At 60.6% G+C, this 18,005-nt stretch carries 12 protein-coding genes and 1 pseudogene; 4 read left to right on the plus strand and 9 right to left on the minus strand.

Annotated features, from left to right (window positions below; genetic code table 11):
• The 4 genes and pseudogenes from NJC40_RS23290 to NJC40_RS23305 all read right to left on the minus strand — a co-directional run bounded on the left by NJC40_RS23290 (nt 1) and on the right by NJC40_RS23305 (nt 6,883).
• Entirely contained in the window at nt 1-957 is a 957-nt protein-coding gene (locus tag NJC40_RS23290) for a GGDEF domain-containing response regulator (RefSeq protein WP_253142483.1), read from the minus strand.
• 17 nt (nt 958-974) lie between these two features.
• Complete coding sequence (locus NJC40_RS23295) at nt 975-5,030, minus strand: CHASE domain-containing protein (RefSeq protein WP_253142484.1); 4,056 nt, start codon at nt 5,028-5,030, stop codon at nt 975-977.
• Between the two features lie 174 nt (nt 5,031-5,204).
• Nucleotides 5,205-6,152: a LysR substrate-binding domain-containing protein gene (locus NJC40_RS23300; protein ID WP_231906511.1), complete on the minus strand. Its 948-nt coding sequence runs from the start codon at nt 6,150-6,152 to the stop codon at nt 5,205-5,207.
• A 57-nt stretch (nt 6,153-6,209) separates the two neighbouring features.
• Nucleotides 6,210-6,883, minus strand: a pseudogene (locus tag NJC40_RS23305) (proline racemase family protein).
• Nucleotides 6,884-7,252: 369 nt separating this feature from the next.
• Between NJC40_RS23305 and NJC40_RS23310 the strand changes: the two are divergent.
• From NJC40_RS23310 to NJC40_RS23320, 3 genes are read left to right on the plus strand one after another with little or no spacing between them, the layout of a single operon-like run.
• Nucleotides 7,253-9,502, plus strand: a complete 2,250-nt coding sequence (locus tag NJC40_RS23310) for an ATP-binding protein (protein ID WP_253142485.1) — start codon at nt 7,253-7,255, stop codon at nt 9,500-9,502.
• 12 nt (nt 9,503-9,514) lie between these two features.
• Complete coding sequence (locus NJC40_RS23315; RefSeq protein WP_045492339.1) at nt 9,515-9,973, plus strand: response regulator; 459 nt, start codon at nt 9,515-9,517, stop codon at nt 9,971-9,973.
• 13 nt (nt 9,974-9,986) lie between these two features.
• A complete protein-coding gene (locus tag NJC40_RS23320) occupies nt 9,987-12,353 on the plus strand; it encodes a hybrid sensor histidine kinase/response regulator (RefSeq protein WP_253142486.1) in 2,367 nt (788 codons plus the stop codon).
• 159 nt (nt 12,354-12,512) lie between these two features.
• On the opposite strand, the gene NJC40_RS23325 is transcribed toward NJC40_RS23320, so the two are convergent.
• Nucleotides 12,513-13,442 carry an IS110 family transposase gene (locus tag NJC40_RS23325; RefSeq protein WP_253143071.1) on the minus strand — a complete coding sequence of 310 codons (930 nt, stop codon included), beginning with the start codon at nt 13,440-13,442 and terminating at the stop codon, nt 12,513-12,515.
• A 305-nt stretch (nt 13,443-13,747) separates the two neighbouring features.
• A complete protein-coding gene (locus tag NJC40_RS23330; protein WP_045492343.1) occupies nt 13,748-14,128 on the minus strand; it encodes a RidA family protein in 381 nt (126 codons plus the stop codon).
• A gap of 154 nt (nt 14,129-14,282) precedes the next feature.
• Here NJC40_RS23330 and NJC40_RS23335 point away from each other — a divergent pair, with 154 nt between their 5' ends.
• Entirely contained in the window at nt 14,283-14,810 is a 528-nt protein-coding gene (locus NJC40_RS23335; RefSeq protein ID WP_253141859.1) for a peroxiredoxin, read from the plus strand.
• Nucleotides 14,811-14,824: 14 nt separating this feature from the next.
• On the opposite strand, the gene NJC40_RS23340 is transcribed toward NJC40_RS23335, so the two are convergent.
• The 3 genes from NJC40_RS23340 to hutC form a co-directional block, all read right to left on the minus strand.
• Nucleotides 14,825-15,286: a nuclear transport factor 2 family protein gene (locus NJC40_RS23340; protein WP_253141856.1), complete on the minus strand. Its 462-nt coding sequence runs from the start codon at nt 15,284-15,286 to the stop codon at nt 14,825-14,827.
• A 141-nt stretch (nt 15,287-15,427) separates the two neighbouring features.
• Nucleotides 15,428-17,152: a gamma-glutamyltransferase gene (gene ggt / locus NJC40_RS23345; protein ID WP_492180588.1), complete on the minus strand. Its 1,725-nt coding sequence runs from the start codon at nt 17,150-17,152 to the stop codon at nt 15,428-15,430.
• Between the two features lie 114 nt (nt 17,153-17,266).
• A complete protein-coding gene (gene hutC / locus NJC40_RS23350) occupies nt 17,267-17,980 on the minus strand; it encodes a histidine utilization transcriptional repressor HutC (RefSeq protein WP_045492348.1) in 714 nt (237 codons plus the stop codon).
• Nucleotides 17,981-18,005: the final 25 nt, after the last annotated feature.

Consider the following 18,005-nt stretch of genomic DNA (forward strand, 5'->3'; position numbering starts at 1 on the left):
CTAAAGGCCCAACTGAATCGGCACAAAGCGGCTGCAATTGCGGCCGTCATGTTTAGCCTGATACAACGCGCGGTCGGCTTCGGCCAGCAGTGCCTGGGCTAGCACCGGGGCGCCTTTTGCGCCAGTAGCGCCTGACTGCGCGTGTGGCAGCGCACCAGCCTCCAGGCTCGCCACGCCCACCGAAACCGTCACCCGGCCGTAGTCGCTGGTTTCATGCGGACGGTTTTGCGCCCGCACATGCTGGACTATCTCTTCGCCGAGTTGGCAGGCGCCTTGTGCTCCGGTGCCTGGAACAAGCACGGCAAACTCTTCGCCACCATAACGGGCAACCAGATCGGTAGAGCGCTGCACGCACGCCTTTACGGCATGGGCCACAGCGATCAGGCATTCATCGCCTTGCAGATGCCCATAACAGTCGTTGTAGCGCTTGAAGAAATCGATATCGAGCATTAACAACGAGAAAGCCTCTTGGTTGCGCCGCGCGCGCGACCACTCACGCTCGATGTTCTGGTCCAGGAAACGGCGATTGGCCAGGCCGGTCAGGCCATCGGTCTGAGCCAGCAGGCTGAGCTGGTCGATGGCCATTTTCAGGCGCAGGTGGGTCTTGACCCGGGCAGTGACAATCGCCGGCTGCACCGGCTTGCCAATGAAGTCTACCGCGCCCAGCGCCAATCCGGCCTCCTCCACGCGGGCCTCGGTGTGGCTGGTGATGAAAATGACCGGCACATCCTTGAGCAGCGGGTCGGCCTTGATCGCCTCACACACTTCAAAGCCGCCCAGATCAGGCATTTCAGCGTCGAGCAAGATCAGGTCCGGGCGCATCTGCTGAATCATCTTCAACGCTTGGGTACCGCCGGTGGCAAAGCGGATTTGCCCCAGGCCATGCAGGATCTTGCTCAGCACGCGGATAGCGGAAATATCATCATCGACAATCAACAAGCTGGGTATCGGTTGCATCGCGCACGGTTCTCCGTTCATAAATCGGCGCGTTCGAGCAGTTGTAAGGCGCGCTCGAACTCCAGCCCTTCAATGGCCTGCCAAAGCTGCTCGACCAGTACCTGGCCGGCAGCCGCCTGAAGCGCTGGCGCGGCCAGTGCAAAATGGTTAAGCGCATCAATGTCATGGTTTTCCAGCAGCCGGTGCAGGCTCGCAAGAGCCTGACGAGCCGTCGTCGGATCAGTATCGGCACAAGGCACTGGAGCAGTTGAGGCCTGTACGCTGGCAGCCTGTTGCTGCAGGGCGACGAATGCTTCGCTCAATTTACCCAGCGTCTGCCTGGCATCACCGCCATTGCACAACATGGTCTCGGCCTGCCCGGCCAGTTGCGCCAGCGCCTGGGCGCCCAACAGGCTGGCGACACCGCGCAGCTTGTGCAGCTCGGCGATCAATGGGTCACATGGCAAGTCTGTACGTCGTACCACCGCATCCGCCTCGGCAAAGGTGCCAAATTCTGAAAAAAACCGCCGCAGTGACGACAGGTACAACGCTTTGTCGTGACCAAACCGGCCGGCGGCCTCACGTACATCAATACCTTCGATCAGCGGCCAGTCCTCAGCATCCAGTGCCTGGGTCGACGCGATGTTGCTGACCGCCAGAGGCGATCCACGTACCCGCTCGACCGCCCTGCGGATCGCCCGGATCAGTGCCGTGGGTTCAAGCGGCTTGGTAAGGAAATCATCCATGCCGGCCAGTTCTGCCTGGCGGCGTTCCTCGGCCAGTGCCCCGGCGGTCAGGGCCAGCACCGGCAAAAGGGTCAGGCCCAGTTCGGTGCGTAACCGGCGCGTGGCTTCATAGCCATCCATTTCCGGCATTTGCACATCCATCAGTACCGCATCAAACAGCGCGGGCGCCTGCCGCAGCCGCTCCAGAGCCTGCAAACCCGTGGCACAGGTCTGCACGCTCGCCCCTTGCTGTTGCAGCAACAGGCTGGCTACCTCCAGATTGATTTCGCTGTCATCCACCAACAGCAGGTGCAGACCGCTCAGCCAGCGGGTCATGGCAGTATCCAGGCGCGTAGTGTGCAGGACCCGCTCGGTACTGCCGTGATAGCGGGCAATACAGGCATTGACTGCATTGAACAATGCCGAACTGTCGAGCGGCTTGAACAGCACATTGTCGACCGGCCATGATGGCTGGACTCCTTCTACCGGACCGGTCACCAGAATGACCGGCAACCGGGTAACCTCGCGCAAGCGGTGCAGGTCTTGCAGCGCCGGACGCTGCCAGTCCACCAGCAAGAGGTCGGGCAGCGGACTACCGGTTTGCTGGCGCTCCTGCACGATCAGACACAGTGCCTGCAGATCAGCACAGTTGGCCACCCGCCAGCCCAGACCACGGCACAGACGCTGCAGGTTCGGCACGCCTGACTCATCGCTGAGCACCAGTACTTCAAGGCTGCTACCCAGCGCAGAAGGCTCCAGTTCGCCAGGACACAACTGAAAAGGCAACGCTACCCAAAAATCGCTGCCCATGCCCGGTTCGCTGTGAACCCCCAACTGCCCATCCATCTGATCTACCAGCCCACGCACTACCGACAGCCCCAGCCCGGTGCCGCCAAACCGCCGGGTGGTGGAGGCATCAGCCTGGGTGAACGGCGAAAACAGCCGGTCGAGCACCTCGGCAGCAATACCGCAACCGGAGTCCTGCACAGAGAAGCGCAACCAGCAGCGCTCGGCGCTTTGTTCCTGGTGACTGACACTCACCTCAACACCGCCCTCGGTGGTGAACTTCAATGCGTTGCCCACCAGGTTCATAAGGATCTGATTGACCCGCAGGGCATCACCGATCAGCAGATCGGGCATCTGCATCGCACCATTGACGGCAAAACGCAGGCCTTTTTGCTGGGCCTGTGCGGCAAACAATTCGCCTAGCTCAGCAAGCAGTTGCCGAGGACTGAACGGCTTGTTTTCCAGACGCATCTCGCCGGCTTCGATTTTGGCGATATCGAGGATGTCGTTGATGATCCCCAGCAAGGTCCGACCGGCGATCTGCAACTTGGTCAGCAGTTGTCGCTGCTGCTCGTTCAAGGAGGAGTTCTGCAAGAGATGAGCGATGCCGATCACGGCATTCATGGGCGTACGGATTTCGTGGCTCATGTTCGCCAGGAACAGGCTCTTGGCGGCGTTGGCAGCCTCGGCACTGGCTTTGGCCGCCTGCATGTCAGCGCTGTGACGTAGCCGTTCGGTAATGTCCTGAGCAATCCCAAGGTGGCCGATAAGCTCACCATCGGTGGTGCGGATCGGTGTGATAACCATCGATATCGGCACCCGTGAGGCATCCTTGCGCACGTAGGTCCACTGCCGGGTTTCGGCGCCCTCCAGTGCCGCCTTGTAGCAAAATACGTCGATACCTTCGATGGGGATGCCATACTCGCGGCTCAGTTCGGCAGAGCGCAGATCGACTTCTTCGGGCAGGTGAAAATCCATCGGCGTCTTGCGCCTGACCATTTCGGCGTGACTGTAACCCAGCAGTATTTCGGCACCGCGGTTGAAGACCACGATCTGTCCGTCAGTGTCCGTGGCGATGATCGACACCTCCGATGATGCATCAAGCACCGCCTGCAGCAGCCCGGCAACTCTGGACAGCTCGGCAGTGCGCTCACTGACCTGTTGTTCGAGTTGCGCATTGAACTCCACCAGGTAGCGCTCGACCCGCTTGCGGTCGGTGATGTCGTGCATCATCTTTGCCGCCCCCAGAATGGAACCATCAGCCTCGCGGATCAGGCTGCAGGTAATAGTCACATCAATCAGTCGACTGTCTTTATGCAGACGCTGGGTTTCCAGGGTTGAACCACGCTCGCCACGTGCCACTCGCTCCAGCAGTTGCTCATCCTCATGAATCCGCTGCAACGGCACCAGCAAAGGAGCCAGCGGACGGCCCAGTACCTCATGTTCGGCATAGCCGAACATCTGCTCAGCGGCGCGGTTCCAGGTAATGATTCGGCCGTTCAGGGCTTCACCGATGATAGCGTCGCTGGAGTTTTCAACGATGGTTGCCAGCCGGGCCTGACCGGCAATCACCTCCTGCTGACGCTGGCGCGACAACAGCAAGGTGCCGACCATAGCGGTCAGCAACAGGCTGGCCAGCACGCCAATGACAAACACCCGGCTGGGCGACACTGGATCCAAAGCTTCGACGAACTGCGGATGGGCGCCGACTTCCATGCGCCAAATCCGGCCATAAATCTCGCGCTCGAAGGTGTGCACATGAAGAACTTCCGGATCAGGGCCGTTTTCCGGGGTCTGGTAGATCAGTTGCCGGGTATCACTGACGTCATAAAGCCGCAGATGCAAGCGGTGGTTGGCCGGGTCCAGACTGGACATCACCTCAAGCATGGTCAACGGCGCATAAGTCCAGCCGATCAGGTTGGTCTCTCGTTGTGTGGTGTCGGTCGGGGTTTCCGGGGTGTTGTAGACTGGCAGCAAAAACAGGAACGCCCGCAAACGCTCTTCGCTGCTCTGCTGCAGGGTGATCGGCGCAGACAGGGTTGCCGCACCGCTGCGCATGGCCTGGACGGCCGCTTCGCGGCGGCGCGGCTCCGAGGCGATATCCAGACCCACGGCCTGAGCATTACGCGCCGGCGGGTCGATGAACTGGATAATGTAGCGATCGCCCTGATTGACACTGAGCCGACTCAACGTGAACTCAGGCTTGCCGTCAGACCTGACCCGCCGCAGGAAATCAGCCTCATCAGCAATCGCTACCCGGCGGATGAAACCAAAGCCACGCGCACCGGGATACTCTTTCTCGATATTGCGCCCCTGACTGTAACGGCTCATCTGACTAATACTGATATAGCTCAGGTCAAGCATGTGAATGGCGCCGCGCAGACCGCGCAGCCGATACTCATAGACCCTCAACCGTGCTTGCAGACTGTCGCCGATGCCCTCCCCGGCATCCCTAAGCGCATCCTGGACGTGCCGGTCGATTGCCTTGCCCTGCTGGTAACTGGCCAGGTAGCTGACCATTAAACCGGCCAGCAGCACCAGCGCCATCCAGCCACCAAGCCCTGTCAGAGAATTCGTCTTCATCGCCCGCCCCGCTATCCCTGCCGCTCAAACGACCGCCACTGACTCTGTCGAAATCCGTTACACCCCGGCAGACCGCAGGACACACGAACCACACAGTATCAGGGTGATAGCACCGATCAGGGTTCCGTTTTCCAGCGTAGATCGTCCTGCCTTATATGCCAGCCAATATGAGGCTCAGGACTGGCTCAACACCCACTTCCTGAACTCGCTCACCACCGGTTCCTCGGCAATCTCTTCGCGAATGGCCAGGTAGTGAAAGGTCTGCGGCTGGACCACGTCGAAGCCCACCAGGCGCACCAATTGGCCTTGCCTGATCAGATCGCTGACCAGATGGTGCCAGCCCAGCGCCAGCCCTTGGTCGCGCAGGGCCATCTGGATCAGCATGCTGTAGTCGTTGGCCTTGACAATGCCGGGTGCACTGAGCGAACGCCCGTCCAAGGTCACGCCCTGCAGGGCGAACCAGATTTTCCAGTCAACATATTCGGCCAGCGAGGGTCGGCCGTAGGGGCTGAGATTGAGCAGTGCCAGGTCGCGCAGCCCTTCAAGGCTCATGTTCTGGGGCAACTGGCTGAAATAGCCGGGGCTGCACACCGGGTAGATCAATTCGCCGAACAACCGGGTGCTGACATACCCTTCGCGAATCCGCGCCGACTGGGTGATAAACGCATCCGGTCGCACATCGGCTTCCAGACGATGAAAATCATGGGTCGCGACCACGCTCAATTCGATGTCCGGGTACAAGCTGGAGAAATGCGCCAGGCGCGGCGCCAGCCACAGGTTAGCGGTGCCGGGCGAGCAGCAGATGGTCAGGCTTGGGCGCTGGTAATCCTGCTCGCGCAACCGCTCGGCGGCCTGGGCGATGTTCATGAACGACAACTGCGCCACGTTGAAAAACAGCGTGCCGGCGGTGGTCAGTTCCACCGCGCGGCCAGAACGGTTGAACAGCTCGGTGCCCAGCGCATCTTCGAGTTCCTTGATCTGTCGGCTGATGGCCGCAGGCGTTACGCACAATGAATCGGCAGCACGGGTGAAACTCAGGCACTTGGCCGCTGCTACAAAAGACCGCACCGCACGCAGTGATGGCATCTTGATCAGCAGTTGATCGGGTTCGGTCTTCTTCAATCTTGTGCCTTAGAGGTTGCAAGACCGCCCGGCCCAACCCGGGCGGCGACTGTATATTTATATCAGCAAGCCATGCGCCAGCGGGTCGTTGTCATCAACAAAAATGGTGTTATGACCAATGCCCCTGGCCCAACCGGTGACAGCGGGTTCGATGGCCTGGTCACCATGGAACACCGCGCAACGACCATCGATGTCAGGAGTCGGCAGCTGGTCGCACCAGATCCCATGATGAACACCGCGAATGCGCGAATCCTCCGGGTGCACCGGTTCAGGCAACTGTGCCAGAGCGCTGCGCAGGTTCTGGCTCAGTTCAACGATGCGTTTGGTCGGCATGCCGTCCAGACCGGCCCACGTCGCCTGAGGCTCGACCACTGCGTAATAGTTGCCGCCATAGGCGATGTCGGCACTCAAGCGACCGAGCCCCTCGACGTCCACGACCACGTCCTGGGCATGCAGGTAGCTGGCGACACTCAGCATCTTTACGCTGGTGACCTGGTCGCCTTCGCGGGTGTAGCGGATATCGACCCGGTCGGCGTCTCAATGCTCAACTGGCCTGGCACCTGCGGCGTGACCAGCCCCGCCTCCAGTGCCGAAGTCACCAGGCCAATGGTGCCGACGCCACACATCGGCAGGCAGTCGCTGACTTCGATGAACAGCACAGCGAAGTCGCAGTCTTGCCGGTAAGCCGGGTAAATGATGGCCCCGGACATCACGTCACAAGAGACTGGCATGCAGCAAGAGGCCCGTCAACGAATTGTATTCTTTATGTAGACACATTAAACCCATAAGAAATACATTTTTCCAGCGGCGTTATCCTTGTAAAACATGAGGTTAGAGGATTGAACGAAGCGGCCAATACGGTCGCAGGTAGATATGCAACTGTCGTATACAAGCAAATACTCACCCAATGTATGCGAACCTCAAAACCTGAGCGGCGCATCAAACCTTGCCTGAGTCGATGATTGACAAAAATACGGCGCAATTGACCCAGATTGCGATTACAAAGACGCGCAAGCAGTAACTTTCTGATACCGTTCGCTGATTCATCCTGTGCCCAAAAATCCGGCCTCGATAGAACGGACCCTACAGGAGAGCCACTTTTGCCTATTGCCGACAATGCCCTGGATCAAGCCATCGAGCGTTGCAGCCAGGAACCGATCCAGATCCCTGGCAGCATTCAGCCCCACGGGTTTTTGCTGGTGCTCGACGAACCCAGCCTGCAGATCCTGCAGGCCAGTGAAAATACCGAGCAGTGGCTGGGCGTGGCTGCTGGCGACCTGATCGGCAAGGATTTCCCCGGCTGGGTGGATGATAGCTTTGATCTGGCCGGCCATCTGCAGGAACTGCCGGCTGACGAAATCTTTCCGTTTCATATCGGCGACGTGCACCTGCGCCGGGGTCCTTGCAGCGACCAGCGCATGACCCTGCTGGTGCACCGTCATGATCAGGTACTGATCGCCGAATTCGAGCCTGTACCAGAGCAATCGGCCCGCCGCAGAAACGACTTCTATCCGTTGATCCGTGGTTTCGTCAGTGGCTTGCAGCAGATTACCGATATCGAAGAGCTGCTGCGCCGCTCCGTGCAGCAGATCAAACAGATCACCGGGTTTGGCCGGGTCAAGGCGTACCGCTTCGATGCCGATGGCAACGGCCTGGTACTGGCCGAGGCCGTCGACGCGGGTTATCCGCAATACCTGGGCCTGTGTTTTCCAGCCTCGGACATCCCGCGCCAGGCACGAGAGCTGTATCGCACCAATCGAATCCGGTTGATCCAGAGCGCCAGTTACCAGCCCTCGGCGCTCATACCTGCCAACAACCCGCGCACCGGTCAGCCGCTGGACCTGAGCTATGCCTCGTTGCGCAGCGTCTCGCCCGTGCACCTGCAGTACATGCGCAATATGGGCACACTGGCCTCGATGTCACTGTCGATCGTGGTCGACGGCAAACTCTGGGGGCTGATTTCCTGCCATCACCAACAGCCTCGCCCGGTGGACTTTCAGACCCGTACGGCCTGCGAACTGCTCAGCAGCCTGCTGTCGTTGCAGATCGAGTCTCTGGAGTCTCATGCCAGCACCCGGCAATTACTGGATTTGCGCAAACGCATCGTGCAGATGCTGTCGTCGATGGCCGATCATGACAGCGTCAGTGACGGCCTGCTGGAACTGCCTGAAGTGCTGCTGGCCTTCGCCGGCGCCCAGGGCGCGGCGATCATTTCTGCCGGGCGCTGCGAACTGATCGGCGCCACGCCGCCCGAGTCGATGGTCAATGCACTGGTGCACTGGCTGGGCCAGCAGGATGCCGAGCAAGTCTTCCACACCGACAACGTGCAGCGCGACATCGACGAACTCCCGGAGCTGGGCCAGTACGCCGCGGGGGTCATGGCGGTGGCCATCTCGCAAATTCACTCACACTATCTGGTGTGGTTCCGTCCTGAACAGGCGCGTACCGTGAACTGGGCCGGGCGCCCGGAAAAAGACATCAGCCCACAGGGCACTCTCAATCCCCGCCACAGCTTTGACCGCTGGCAACAGGACGTACGTGGTTTTTCCGCGCCCTGGAACCCGCTGATCATTGAAGGTGTGGTTGAGCTGCGCAGCGCGGTATTGGGTATCGTGATGCGCAAGGCCGAAGAGCTGGCGCAACTGTCTGGCGAGCTGCAGCGTTCCAACAAAGAGCTTGAAGCGTTCTCTTACAGTGTCTCCCACGACCTGCGCGCGCCGCTGCGACACATTGCCGGCTATACCGAATTGCTCAGTGAAATCGAAGGCTCGGTGCTCAGCGAGCGCGGCAAACGCTTTTTGCAGCACATCGAAGACGCCGCGCGCTTTGCCGGGACACTGGTCGATAATCTGCTGAATTTTTCCCAGATGGGCCGCTCTGCGCTGCGCTTGTCGGATGTCGACCTCAATGCCCTGATCGACAATATCCGCAGCGACCTGCAGCCTGATTATGCTGGCCGCGAGGTTGTCTGGGAAATTGCCCGGTTGCCTAAAGTGATTGGCGATCCGGCCTTCATTAACCTGGCCCTCAACAACCTGATTGCCAACGCGCTCAAATATACTCGTGGGCGCACCCCGGCGCGCATTGAAATCGGCGCCCGGCAGACCGAGAATGAAACCGAAGTGTGGATCCGCGATAACGGCGTGGGTTTCGACATGGCCTATGCCAACAAGCTGTTCGGGGTTTTCCAGCGTCTGCATCGCATGGAAGACTTCGAAGGCACCGGCATTGGCCTGGCCAGCGTGCGGCGCATTATCGAGCGCCACGACGGCGAAGTCCGCGCCGAGGGCGAAATCGACCGTGGCGCGACCTTCTACTTCACCCTTCCTCGTCACCTTTCGCATAGCTGAGAACCACCGATCATGCTCAAACCCATTCTGTTGGTCGAAGACAACCCCAGGGATCTGGAGTTGACCCTTGTCGCGCTGGAGCGCAGCCAGTTGGCCAACGAAGTCATTGTGCTGCGTGACGGTGCCGACGCTCTGGATTACCTGCTGCGCCGTAACGCCTTTGCCGAGCGTGACGACGGCAACCCGGCGGTGCTGCTGCTGGACCTGAAACTGCCCAAGGTCGATGGCCTGGAAGTCCTCAAAGTGGTGCGCGACACCCCGGAACTGCGCAGTATCCCCACGGTGATGCTGACCTCCTCGCGAGAAGAGCCAGACCTGCTGCGCGCCTACGAGCTGGGGGTCAACGCCTACGTGGTCAAACCCGTCGAGTTCAAGGAGTTTGTCGCGGCCATTTCCGACCTCGGGGTTTTCTGGGCCGTACTGAATGAACCTCCACCAGGTTCTCTGCGTCTGAACCGTCGACGCAATTAATGACGGAGCCCGGATGTTGGCCAAGCCAATGAATTTGCTGATGGTCGAAGACAGCTCGATGGACGCCGAGCTGACCCTGTTGAGACTTGAGCGCAGCGGCATGCTGATCCAGGCCCGGCAGGTGTTCGACCACTGGGGCGCGGAGCGCGCCCTGCAAGAGCAAAGTTTCGATCTGATCCTCTGCGACTGCGTACTGCCTGGCTCTTCAGGCAGCGACGTGCTGGCCATCGCGCGGCGCCTGGCCCCGGATACGCCCTTTATTTTCCTGTCCGGCATCTACGGCGAAGAACACGCGGTGGAAATGATCCGCCTGGGTGCGACCGACTACGTCCTGAAAAAGAACCTGTCATTGCTGCCCAAGGCGGTGGGCCGCGCGCTTACCGAAGTCCAGGAACGCCAGCGCCGGCGCCGGGCCGAAGAAGCACTGGCGGATGTAGAAGCGCGTGCGCGGATCGCGATTGACGCGGCAGGCATGGGCAGTTGGGACTTTCGCCCGCAGGACGGCCTGTTGCTCTGGGACGATCGCTGCAAGGCGCTGTTCAGCCTGCCCGCAGATACCGAGATGGATCTGCCATTGTTCTATGCCGGCCTGCATCCCGATGATCAGGGCGCTGTCCGTGAAGCCGTGGAACAGGCCATGGCACCGGACAGCGATGGCAGCTATCGCATGGAGTTTCGCTGTATCAATGGCAAAGAGCCGCGCTGGCTGCTGAGCAGTGGCCAGGCGCGGATCGTCGATGGCCAGTGCGTGCGTTTCTCCGGTGTATTACAAGACATCCATCAACAGCGTCAGGCCACCCAGGCACTTAAACAGCTCAATGAAATCCTTGGCGAACGGGTCGAGCGGCGCACCCGCGAGCGGGATCGTGCCTGGGAGTTGTCGCAAGACCTGCTGGGCGTATTCAATAAGGATCTGACGCCGGTGGCGCTCAACCCGGCCTGGGAACAGGCGCTGGGCTTTAACCGCCAGGCCCTGGCGCAGATTTCACTGATGCAATTGCTGCCCGAAGATGACCGCCAGGCGTTCTGCAGCGAGCTGGCGACCCTGGCGCGCAACGGCGCCAGCGTGCGTTTTACCGGCCGGATCCGCCATGCCAATGGTCAGCAGCGCTGGCTGTCATGGGTGGTGGTGCCGGAAGACACTCTGCTCTATGCGGTGGCGCGGGACATTACTGGCGAGCGTGAGGCGACCGAAAGCCTTGCCGAAGCCAATACCCGGCTGCGCGATCAGATTGCCGAGCGCGAGCGGATCGAAGCCGCCCTGCAACAGATGCAGCGCCTCGAAGCGGTCGGCCAATTGACCGCAGGCGTGGCCCACGACTTCAACAACCTGCTGACCGTGATCCTCACCGGCTCCAGCTTTCTTGAACGTGAGCTGGACAAACCAGATCTGGACAAGGCGCGGCGGCGCCTGAAGCACATCCGTGAAGCGGGCGAGCGCGGTGCCAAACTGACCTCACAGTTGCTGGCCTTCTCCCGGCGCCAGCGCCTGGAGCCGGTGCCGCTGAACCTCAACGACACCTTGAACGGCCTGGAAGAACTGCTGCGCCGCACCCTGGGCGGAAGCATTCTGGTTCGCCTGGATCTGCACGCTCAGTTGTGGCAGGCGCTGACCGATCCGACCCAGACCGAGATGATCATTCTCAACCTGGCGATCAACGCCCGCGACGCGATGCCGGCCGGCGGCCTGCTGATCCTGCGCACCCACAACACTCGCGTGCGGCAAGCCGCGCAACGGCCGGAAGATCCCGAGCCTGGCGACTACGTGATGCTGTCGATCCGCGACACCGGCTGCGGCATGAGCCAGGATGTGCTGGCCAAAGTGTTCGAGCCGTTCTTCACGACCAAGGACATCGGCAAAGGCTCCGGGCTGGGCCTGGCGCAAGTGTTCGGGTTTGCCAAACAGTCCGGAGGCGGCGTGCGCATCGACACCGAGCCGGGCCGTGGCACGGAAGTCAGCGTCTATCTGCCGGCGGTGCAGCAGACCGCAACACAGACCGAGCAGCCAGTGCCCGCTCAAGAGCCACAGAACAGCGGACATAACCGCTGCATCCTGGTGGTCGACGATGAACACCTGATCCGCGACATGCTCAGCGAAATGCTGGTGCTGCAAGGCTATCGGGTCCGTCAGGCCAACAGTGGCGAACAGGCGTTGCAATTGCTTGACGATCAGGTCGATCTGCTGCTCACCGACTTCGCCATGCCCGGCTTCAACGGCGCACAGTTGGCCCGCGCGGCGCGCGACCGTTATCCACAGTTGCCGGTGGTGTTTCTGACCGGCTATGCCGAACTGCAAGGCCTGGAATTGCCTGAAAGCCTGGTGCTGCAAAAGCCGGTCAAGCCTGATGAACTGTTCCGGGCGCTGAGCCAGATGCTCTGATGACGCTGGGGTGGCGGTCGCGGCCAAAGCCAATACTGTTCAGACAAGCACTGCGGACCAGGTGGGAGCCAACTGTCTTTCATCATCCCCCGATGAATGGGCATTTTATAATGCCATCGCGGATAGATTCCGCGATGGCGGGCAAAGCCCGCCCCCCATTCAAACCACGTGATCACGCCATGGTGTTCCGTCGCGCACCATGGCGTTCAGACGTATCAGCAGCACCCGCATGCAGGCCACCAGGGCCACTTTCGCGCACTTGCCTTTGGCACGCAGCCTCGCATAGCGCTCCTTGAAATCGGCGTTGTAGCGCACCATCACCAGCGCACACATGTAGGTCGCACGGCGCAGTTTCGTCCTCCCACCGTAGATCTGCCGCTTGCCGGCCTTGCTACCGCTGTCGTTGTTATACGGTGCCACACCGGCCAACGCTGCGATTTGTCCACGACTCAGATCACCCAGCTCTGGCAGGTAGCAGAACAGGCTGGCGATTGTCACTGGGCCTACGCCCTTTACGGCATGCAGCCGCTGCAGCAGTTCTGAGTCGACCTTGCGCGCTTGTGCATCGACAAGTTGATCTACCGCTTTGATCTGCACTTTGAGGCTGGCTTCCAACGCGAGGTAGATGTCCACCACGCTGGGCACTATGGTCTGTTTGATACGGCGCCGGTTGTCGTCACGTTGTTGAAGCAGATTGTTGCGCAAGTTGACCAGCTCAAGCAGGACTTCGCGCTCCTCGTCAGGCTTTGCGAAGCCCTTTGCCTCCAGGCTGGAGGCGAACATGGCCAGCATTTGCGCGTCGATTGGATCGGTCTTGGCACGCTTGCCCATGGCCAGAGCGAACTGACGTGAACGAACAGGGTTAATACGCTGGATCTTGAACCCGGCATTAGCCAGAAGCTTTACCGACAGTTTCTCGTAACCACCGGTGGCTTCAACAAGAACTCGTTCAACCTGATGGGCGCTGAGGTACTCAGCGATGCTGGCGAGACCTTCTTCAGTATTAGGCACACACAGCTCATCGGCTTTGGGAAACAGCGCAACCTGCAGCGTGGCCTTGGAAACATCAATACCGGCATAGGCGGACATGAGTAAAACCTCTAGGATAAAGAGTGAGAGGCGCTTTGGCCTGACTCACGCTTGTTGTTCGAGGTCGGACTCAGTCAACTGTTCGAGCTTTGAGCCAAAGCGGAAGAGTGGATGGCAGCTTGGCTCCCACACGTGCTCTAGGCACCGCGATTTGTCAGCTTGCCATCCACCCCTCTCACCCCAGACTTTACCTTGATCAAAGACACAAGCGAGCTTGCTCGCGAAGAGGCCGGTAAACGACCTCTGCTGCGGGCTATTTCTCAAGATTCAATAGCAACGGCGACCTTGCTCTGAGCGGCACACACTCAGCGTTTGGCCGCCATTGCGGTCACTTCCACGCGCATGCCCGGCACAGCCAGCGACGCAACGCCAACGGCGGCACGGACCGGCCAGGGCTTGCTGAAAAAGCGTTGATAGACCTCGTTGAAAGCGCCGCGCTCATTCATGTCGGTGAGGTAGATGGTCAGGTGCAACACGCGATCCAGCGAACTGCCGGCGTTTTCCAGGGCGACCTTGAGCGCCTGCAGGGTGCATTCGCTTTGCGCAGTGATGTCACCCAGTTCCAGGCTGCCATCGGCACGGGTCGGGATCTGGGTGGACACCAGCAAGCCAGCGAAACCGGCGACGTCGCTAGAGATGGACTCCGGGTCTGGATCGGGCAGGAAATCGATATCAGAATTGGCCATGTGAATCTCTGGTCAGGTGAATGAAGGCCGACCAGTGTAATGCCCTATCGCGGCTAAAGGCGAAAGCGATTTGCCGGTGAAGCGCCGCTGCCCGTTACGCCTGAACAATACCGCGAGCGCCTGGTTGGCGCTTGCCCCCTGAACCGGAGCCCTGATGAATACGCAAGACACCCTGCGCCAGCAACTGATTGGCCAACCCCTGCCCTCTTTGACCCTGACCGCCACTGACCACTCCAGTGTCGACCTCAGCACCCTGCCCGGCCTCAGCGTGGTGTTTATCTACCCGCGCAGCGGCAACCCCGAACTGCCCGCCCCGGCAGAAATGGCCAGTGTGCCTGGTGCCAAAGGCTGCACCCCGCAGGCCTGCGGCTTTCGTGATGCGTTCGATGAATTCGCCGCCTTGGGCGTACAGCGAATCTTCGGCCTCTCGTCGCAAGACACTGCCTACCAACAGGAACTCAAGGAGCGCACGCAACTGCCCTACCAGCTGTTGTCCGATCAGGACTGTGCATTAGGCAAAGCGTTGGGCCTGCCGGTGTATCAGGCCGGGCCGCTGCAAGTGTATGGCCGCGCCGCACTGGTGATCGACGACGGCCGGCTGGCGCAGCTGTACACCAAGATCCCGGAGCCGGCGCGCAATGCCGAGGACATTATTGGCTGGTTGCGCCAGGCACAGAGCTGACGCAAACCGCTGCTTCAGAACATGGTATTGGTGTTGGCCGCCTGCTGCGGGACGTTCTGGATCACGTCCCAGTGCTCGACGATCTTGCCATTGGCAACCCGAAAGATGTCCACCACGGCCTGACCCGGATCCTTGGCGCCATTGGTGGAGTGCACGTGCAGGTACACCAGGTCACCATCGGTGGCGCTGTGCACGACACGCGCCCTCGATTGCGGGTTTTCCTTGAAAAAGCCCGCAAAGAATTCCACGAACGGCGCCTTGCCATCCGGCACCTCAGGGTTGTGCTGCTTGTAGCTGTCCGCAACCAGCTGCGCGGCACCGGCTACGTCATGTTTGTTGAAGAAGCGTTCGTAAAAATCCAGCACCAGGGTGCGGTTGGCCTCTTCCGCTGCCAGGTTGCGCGGGGTAGCGGCGTGACTGGTCGCTGCCACAACAACGAGCAGCGCGGCCAGCGCCAGACCAGCCAGGGTTTTCAAGAAAGAGTCATAAGGCTTCCTGAGAGAATGAATGAGGCGCTGATAGTAGTCTGTTGGGCGGCTACGAAACTATCACCAGCCTGACATGTGAAACGATTGTCGAGGGGGCCGTATGCTCTCGCACCCGGCCCCGCTGCGGGATCAATAGCCCAGCGACAACCCGGTATTGCGCCGTGGATCGTTGGCGCCGTAGTACTTGTTGTTACCCACCGGTTTGCCGTCCAGCGAAGGCGCGCCGACCAGAATCGCCGCTACGTGATTGAGCGGTTGCGGCCCGGTGAACTTATGGCCCCAGCTTTCGAGGATCTTGCGCGTATCAGGGCTGATCGCGAAATCTTCCAGGTGGGTTTCCTCAGGCAGCCATTGCTGGTGGAAACGGGTCGCGTCGGTGGCTTCCTGGATGTTCATGCGGTAGTCGATGACGTTGAGCATGGTCAGCAGGGTCGCGGTAATGATCCGGCTGCCGCCGGGCGTACCCACCACCATGACAGTCTTGCCGTCCTTGGTGACGATGGTCGGGCTCATGGATGACAGCGGGGTTTTACCGGGGGCAATGGCGTTGGCTTCGCCCTGCACCAGGCCGTACATGTTCGGTACGCCGACCTTGGAAGTGAAGTCGTCCATCTCGTCGTTGAGGATCACACCGGTCTTGCTGGCCATCACCCCGGCACCGAACCAGTCGTTGAGGGTGTAGGTCACCGACACCGCATTGCCCCATTTGTCGACGATGGAGTAGTGCGTGGTGTTGTTGCCTTCATGGGGCGCGACGCCAGGTGCCAGGTCTTTGGAGACTGCGGCTTTCTGTGGGTCGATGGCAGCGCGCAGCTTGGCCGCGTAGTCCTTGTCGAGCAGCCGCTCGAGCGGGTTCTTGACGAAATCCGGGTCGCCCAGGTAGCTGTTGCGATCGACATAGGCATGGCGCATCGCTTCGATCTGGTAATGCATGGCCTGGGCGGAACGGAAGCCCAGATCCTTCATCGGATAGCCTTCGAGAATATTCAGGATCTGGCAGATCACTACCCCGCCAGAGCTCGGTGGGGGCGCCGAGACGATGTGGTAGCCGCGGTAATCGCATTCCACCGGCGCCAGTTCACGGGTCTTGTAGCGGTCCAGGTCGGCCTGGGTAATGATGCCCTTGCCGGCCTTGCTGGAACTGACCAGGGCATCGGCCACCCAGCCCTTGTAAAAGCCGTCCTCGCCCTTGGCGGAGATTTCCCGCAGGGTGCGCGCCAGGTCTTTCTGCACCAGCTTCTGGCCCACCTGCATTGGCTTGCCGTCATCGAGGAAGATCGAGCCGGAATCCTTGATGTCTTTCTTGAAGTCTTCGGTGGCGGTCCACAGCAGGTCCACATCGCCCTGCTCCAGCACAAAGCCGTCATCGGCCAGCTTGACCGCCGGGGCGATCATCTCGGCGCGCGGCTTGCTGCCGTACTTGCTCAGTGCATACTCCATCCCCGAGACCGTGCCCGGCACAGCAACCGCCAGGTGGCCGCGCGAACTCAGGCCAGGCACCACGTTACCGTCCTTGTCCAGGTACATATCGGCGGTGGCGGCCAGCGGCGCCTTTTCGCGGAAGTCGAGGAAGGTTTTCTTGCCGTCAGCCATCTGAATGGTCATGAAGCCGCCACCGCCCAGGTTGCCCGCCGCCGGGTAAACCACCGCCAGCGCGTAACCCACCGCCACCGCCGCATCCACGGCATTGCCACCGGCCTTGAGCACGTCCACGCCCACATGGGTGGCCAGATGCTGGGCAGTGACCACCATGCCGTTCTCGCCGGCCACCGGGGCTTGCGAAGCGGCCAGGGCCAGAGGGGTTTGGGTAAAACAGAAGGCGACAGCGACAAAGGCCGTCAGCTTGCGGTACATCATGAGCCAGATTCCTTGTTCAGTTTTCTGATTGTTTGCGGGTGTCTGCCACCCTTGGCATATGGCCTGCAAGAGCATAGCGCTAAATCAGCAAACGAAGCGAACCAGGCTCAATCAACGGTGGCGGGTGGTCGAGCGCAGCTTGTAACGCTCGCCGGGGTGAGTCAGGCGCACATAGCTGACCAGATTTTCGCTGGACCAGGTTCGCCGCACCATGCACAGGCAGGCCGCACCGGGGTCGATTTCCAGCCACTGAGCGGTCCGCGCATCGGCGTGGATGGCTTCGACCACATGCTCGATATCGCTGATCGGGCAACTGGCAACCAGCACCTCATTTGGGGTCTGCTTCGAGAAGTCGCTGGACAGGTAGTGCGGCACCCAGCGCGGGTTGACGTAGCGGTCTTCGAGCTGGATCGGCAAACCGTTCTCGCGATGCACCAGAATGCTGTGAAACACCGGGCTGCCGATGCGCAGGCCCAAACGCAGGGCCACTTCATCGTCGGCGGTAATGGCTTCACTGCGCAGCACATCGTTGGAGTAATGATGCCCGCGGGCGCGGACCTCTTCAGCGATGTTCATCACCTCCTGCAACGAAGACTCGGCGCGTGGGTCGGTGACGAAGGTGCCCAGCCCGGCCTGACGCACCAGGTAGCCCTGCTGCACCAGGTTGGTGATCGCCTTGTTGGCGGTCATACGGCTGACGGAAAAATCCCGGGCCAGTTGCTCTTCTGGCGGAATCTGGTGATTGACCGGGTAGTCGCCTTCGCGGATATGCGTCAGCAGGAACTCTTCGATCACTTTGTACCGAGGGGGTTTCGGGGTACTCACCAGTTCTCCGGAAGTGTGGGCAAGG

The sequence above is a fragment of the Pseudomonas sp. 21LCFQ02 genome, assembly GCF_024129895.2.
GTDB lineage: Bacteria > Pseudomonadota > Gammaproteobacteria > Pseudomonadales > Pseudomonadaceae > Aquipseudomonas.

Bases quoted from the DNA above. Each gene is read 5' to 3' on its own strand.
- NJC40_RS23330 (WP_045492343.1), bottom strand. From the start codon at position 14,128: ATGGCCAATTCTGATATCGATTTCCTGCCCGATCCAGACCCGGAGTCC.
- NJC40_RS23295 (WP_253142484.1), bottom strand. From the start codon at position 5,030: ATGAAGACGAATTCTCTGACAGGGCTTGGTGGCTGGATGGCGCTGGTG.
- ggt (WP_492180588.1), bottom strand. From the start codon at position 17,152: ATGTACCGCAAGCTGACGGCCTTTGTCGCTGTCGCCTTCTGTTTTACC.
- NJC40_RS23290 (WP_253142483.1), bottom strand. From the start codon at position 957: ATGCAACCGATACCCAGCTTGTTGATTGTCGATGATGATATTTCCGCT.
- NJC40_RS23315 (WP_045492339.1), top strand. From the start codon at position 9,515: ATGCTCAAACCCATTCTGTTGGTCGAAGACAACCCCAGGGATCTGGAG.
- NJC40_RS23335 (WP_253141859.1), top strand. From the start codon at position 14,283: ATGAATACGCAAGACACCCTGCGCCAGCAACTGATTGGCCAACCCCTG.
- NJC40_RS23320 (WP_253142486.1), top strand. From the start codon at position 9,987: ATGTTGGCCAAGCCAATGAATTTGCTGATGGTCGAAGACAGCTCGATG.
- NJC40_RS23325 (WP_253143071.1), bottom strand. From the start codon at position 13,442: ATGTCCGCCTATGCCGGTATTGATGTTTCCAAGGCCACGCTGCAGGTT.